At 52.5% G+C, this 4,990-nt stretch carries 4 protein-coding genes; 2 read left to right on the top strand and 2 right to left on the bottom strand.

Features of this window, described 5'->3' with window-relative positions; translation table 11 throughout:
* Positions 1 to 237 (top strand): hypothetical protein (locus ACR0P9_RS07470; protein WP_432618818.1); only part of this gene is annotated, 237 nt, incomplete at its 5' end.
* An 18-nt stretch (positions 238 to 255) separates the two neighbouring features.
* Here the strand turns inward: ACR0P9_RS07470 and ACR0P9_RS07465 are convergent.
* Positions 256 to 711 (bottom strand): hypothetical protein, encoded by a 456-nt coding sequence (locus ACR0P9_RS07465; protein WP_432618816.1) that lies wholly within the window; start codon positions 709 to 711, stop codon positions 256 to 258.
* A gap of 57 nt (positions 712 to 768) precedes the next feature.
* Positions 769 to 2,034: an SLC13 family permease gene (locus ACR0P9_RS07460; protein WP_432618815.1), complete on the bottom strand. Its 1,266-nt coding sequence runs from the start codon at positions 2,032 to 2,034 to the stop codon at positions 769 to 771.
* A 344-nt stretch (positions 2,035 to 2,378) separates the two neighbouring features.
* On the opposite strand from ACR0P9_RS07460, the gene ACR0P9_RS07455 reads away from it, so the two are divergent.
* Positions 2,379 to 4,589 (top strand): AAA family ATPase, encoded by a 2,211-nt coding sequence (locus tag ACR0P9_RS07455; protein WP_432618813.1) that lies wholly within the window; start codon positions 2,379 to 2,381, stop codon positions 4,587 to 4,589.
* Positions 4,590 to 4,990 lie beyond the last annotated feature (401 nt).

The raw sequence follows: 4,990 nt of genomic DNA, 5'->3' as shown, positions 1-4,990 counted from the left end.
TTTTATGATACATTTTTGAACAAAATGTTTGAAAAAATAGACCGACACATGCCTAGTTTTTCATCGTTGCCATTATACATGCTTTATTTCGTAAAATCAAGGCGGAAATTAGCGGAAAAGAAACACGAAAAATGGAAAAATGAAAGAAAGTTAGCGGAATTTAAACGCGGAATTTGTACAAAAGACGAAAAAATAAAAAGAAACAGACCTGCCAAAAAAAGACAGGTCTGCTTATAGAGAAAACGGAAATTTCGGTTACAGCGGCTTGGAATTATCTACTAGAGCATCGACATAATCGCATTCGTTCTGGATGCAGTGGTTGAAGTTCGTCAGCAGCTTGCCGTCTACGTTGTGGTTGAGGAACATGTCCTCCAGCTTGGCGGTCAGCGTGTTCATGAGGCTTGCGGTCTCAATGAAGGTCTGGAAGTTGCTGCTCTGCTGTGCCTGACGGAACTTGGCGATGTCCTGCGTGATAAATTCTACGATGGATTCTGCGTCAGCCATCTTACCGTGTGCCAGTGCATACGGACGCATACGCTGCAAGAAATACTTGTTGTTTTTGGTGATGTTAAAGACATAAGCCACCTCAAATCCGTTTTCCAGCTGGAAGCGCACGATGTGCATGATGCTGTTGACTTCGCGGATGGAAGTCGCGCCCAGCTGACGGAGGCGGAAGTTAATCATATCACCAGAGATAGAATTGGCGTTCATGAAATACACTCCATTCTGCCGCAGGATGCGGCGGGATACCAGCGGTTTTCAAAGCTCTCAGTAACGAATGAGCAGGAAGCCGGTGGAGATAATGATAGAAAGAATCATGAGCGGGAAGCCGACCTTCAAATAGCTCATAAAGGTGATCGGGTAGCCGTTCTTGTTGCTGATGCCGGACAAAACGACGTTTGCGGAAGCACCAATCAGAGAGCCGTTGCCGCCCAAACATGCACCCAGCGAGATTGCCCACCACAGGGGGGTAATGTCTGTGCCGCTCTGACCCATTGTGATAATCATCGGAATCAGGGTCGCAACAAACGGGATGTTGTCGAGGAAGGCAGAGAAAATCGCGGACAGCCACAGGAGCAGCAGCATGGTGATGAAGACATCGCCATGGGTGACATCCATCAGAGCCTGTGCCAGCATGTTGATGACGCCGGTTTCCTGCATACCGCCGACGACGATAAACAGACCGATGAAGAACACGATGGTAGACCACTCGACGTTGGCGATAATGTCCTCTGCGTCCTGCTTGCCGATAATCAGCATGACAGCGGCAGCGGTCAGAGCAACAACACAGGACTCAATGCCCAGCGTGCTGTGCATGACAAAGCCGACGACAACGAGAGCGATGAGCACGAGGCTCTTTACCATCAGCGCATGATCCTTGATGGTCTTGCTTTCGTCCAACTCCATGATGAGCTTGGTCTTTTCTGCGTCTACAACCAGCTGCTTGCCATACATCAGACGGAAGCAGACAATCATGACGACGAGAATCAGAATGACAACCAGGCCGGTGTTCTCGATAAAGTCTACGAAGGAAAGACCTGCCGCAGAACCAATCATGATGTTCGGAGGGTCACCGATGAGGGTGGCGGTACCGCCGATGTTGGATGCCATGATCTGCGTCATCAGGAACGGAACCGGATTGATTTCCAGAATCTGCGTGATGGCGATGGTCATCGGTCCGATCAGCAGGACGGTGGTTACGTTGTCAAGGAACGCGGAGAGAACCGCGGTGATGATGACAAACAGCACCATGATGCGCCAAGGGTCACCCTTTGCAATTTTGGCTGATTTAATGGCAATGAATTCAAAAATGCCGGAATTTTTCACAACTGCCACGAACAGCATCATACCAATCAGGACACCGACGGTGTTGAAGTCGATGTAGCTGACGGCGGAATCCACGTTCAGGATGCCGATCAGGAGCAGAAGGACAGCACCAGCAGTTGCAGCGACTGCACGATGAATCTTCTCTGTCATAATGGCGATGATGACAGCCAAGAAGATGACAACGGCAGCAATTTGTGGTGTAGTCACAATAAAAACCTCCTTATTATTTGTTTCTGTATGTATCTGGAAAAATGAATTTTATTCATTTTTCTTTGCCAAAACGCATTATACGCGCCAAAACGCGGAATAGCAACTAAATTGTGCAAAAAATGCGTTAAAATTCGCGTTAAAAACTTGTTCACATTGATGCAAAACGCGCATGGCATACAAAAAAGAAGGTCTGTGACAGCTTTCTATCATATATCTTTTATAGTATACCATATCCAAACGGAAAGTGACATGGGGTAACAGAAAAAATCTATCGGCAGCGTCTAAAAATGGAAGGAACGGGTAAAAATGAAAAAAGAGATTGTGGAAAGTGAGGGAGGAACATGGAATTTCAAGGGCCATTTGACAAAAATGCCAGAAGAGCATTGGCGGCATCCGTGCGCCGCGCGGGCATTTTGGGACAGGATACCGTGGGGACAGAGCATCTGCTGCTGGGGCTGAGTGCCTCTGCGGGCGGCACCGCGTCCAAGCTGTTGGCGGATGCCGGAGCAGGCGGATGGAAAAGCTTTTATTATACCGCAAAGCTGACGGGCAGTCGGTTCCCCATGCGGCGGCCGCGGCATATCAGTCCGGAATTGCGGCTGGTTTTGGGACAGGCGGCGGGAGCGGCGAGCGGCGGTCCGGCAGATGAACGGCATTTGCTGTGTGCGCTCATTCGCTTTCGCAGCTGTATGGGACATCGCATTCTCGAACGAATGCGAGCGGATATACCGGCTCTGGAACGGCAGACCGGTATGTCTCTTACGCAGGAGCTGCACACCAGACGGGCTGCCGCGCGCCCGGCGGCGACAGCGACACTGGATCGGTATGCGACAGATCTCACGGAGCTGGCGCGGACAGGCCGATTGGATCCCGTGATTGGCAGGGAAAAAGAGCTGTTTCGCCTGATGACCATTTTGCAGCGGCGCACCAAAAACAATCCGGTGCTGCTGGGCGACCCGGGCGTGGGAAAGACGGCTGTGGCAGAGGCATTGGCGCAGGCGATTGCAGACGGCAAGGTACCGGAGGAGCTGCGCCATGCGCGGATTGTCTCTTTGGACATGGCGAGTCTCATTTCCGGCACAAAGTACCGCGGCGAATTTGAAGAGCGGCTGAAAAACATTGTGCGGGAATTGCGCGCGTCCAAAGATGTCATTGCCTTTATTGATGAGGTGCACACACTGGTCGGTGCGGGTTCCGCAGAGGGCGCGATTGACGCGTCCAATTTGCTTAAACCGGCGTTGGCGCGCGGAGAGATTCGGCTTATCGGCACGACAACGGCGGAAGAATATCACAAGACCATTGAAAAAGATGCTGCACTGGAGCGCCGATTTCAAAAGATTCGCGTTGCAGAGCCAGACGAACAGCAGACCGAGACCATCTTGCGCGGCATTGCAAGAAAATATGAACAGCATCATCAAGTGTGCATTGCACCGGACGCGCTGGGAGCAGCAGTGAATATCTCTGTGCGCATCCATCCGGATCGTCATTTGCCGGATAAAGCGATTGATTTGCTGGATGAAGCGTGCGCCGCGGTGCATTTGGAAGGCGGCACACAGGTGACAGCACACGAGATTGCCCGTATGGCCTATCGGTTTGACGGTTTTCGCGCGGCGGAAGAGGGAGATGCAGCGAAGAAACTGATGCGATTGGAGCAGGAGCTTCAAAAAAACGTGATTGGGCAGGAACAGGCCATCGCGAAAATCTGCCGTGCGGTGCGGCGCGGCAGTGCCGGTTTACGTGACACAGCGCGTCCGGTCGCAGCCCTGCTGCTGACGGGACCGACCGGTGTGGGAAAAACGTCCGTGAGCTTGGCTCTGTCGCGGGTATTGTTCGGACGAGATGGCTTGATTCGCATTGATTTGTCGGAATATCAGCAGCCGCATGATGTCTCTCGCCTCATCGGTGCACCGCCTGGTTATAAAGGATACGGAGAAGGCGGACAGCTGACGGAAAAAATCCGCAGACATCCGCGCTCTGTCGTGCTGTTTGATGAGGTGGAAAAAGCCCATCCGGATGTCCTGCGTTTGCTGCTGCGTCTGCTCGAAGACGGCAGGCTCACTGATTCCGAGGGCAGAAGTGCGGATTTTCGCCACGCTGTCATTTTGCTGACCTCCAATTTGGGCAGCGGACAGCAGGGGCGGGCGGTTGGATTTGGCACACAGCAGCTCAAACAGCAGCAGGCAGAGGAAGAAGCGCGCCGCATTTTGCAGCCGGAGCTGGCGGCGCGCTTGGATGACTTGATTGTCTTTTCCGGTTTGACCGCGCGCGACTGTGCCGCCATTGCTGCACAGGAACTGCAAAAGCTCGCGCGGCGCTGCGAAGCGCGCGGCACGCGCCTGTGTTGGTCGCCGGATGCAGAGCAGCGGCTCGGCGTGGTCGATGCCAAACGCGGTGCACGAGCCGTTCGCGATGAGGTCGCTCGGTGTGTGACAGACCCGCTGGCGGGACTGCTGCTGACCGGTCACGCGGGACAGTGTGTAGAAATACAAATTCAGGAAAAAGAGGTGCATCTTCTGGTGTCTGACAGCGAAACCATGCTGTCCGGTGCATAAAAGATCTTACCGCTTTTGTACAAACTGTTGGTTGACAAGCGTTCCGGGGCGTTGTAAAATAAGGACAAATCGAAAAAACAAGCAGAGAAGGGAACGCAGGAGTCCCGACAATCGCGCACCAGAGAGCGGGAATTATAAGCTGAAAGTTCCCGCGGCACATTGGATTCCTGTTACCGTCCCGGAGCTCCGCAGGGGAAAGAACCAGTATCCTGCGGCGTCTTATCCGCGTTATCAGATAACCGAGCGGCATTTTTGACGTTTGTCACAAATGCAAGCAGGGTGGAACCGTGGGAACCGTTAGCTCTCACCCCTGACAACATTTTAGGGGCGGGAGTTGTTTTTTTGCCCCAAAGAAAGGAAATGGATTGTTATGATTAACATTACCCTGAAAGACGGAACCA

Origin of the sequence: Butyricicoccus sp., from assembly GCF_050872565.1 — a bacterium.
In the GTDB taxonomy this organism is placed as follows: domain Bacteria; phylum Bacillota; class Clostridia; order Oscillospirales; family Butyricicoccaceae; genus Butyricicoccus_A.
Note: the sequence above shows the minus strand (reverse complement) of the source record. Positions and strands in the feature narration are given on the sequence as shown.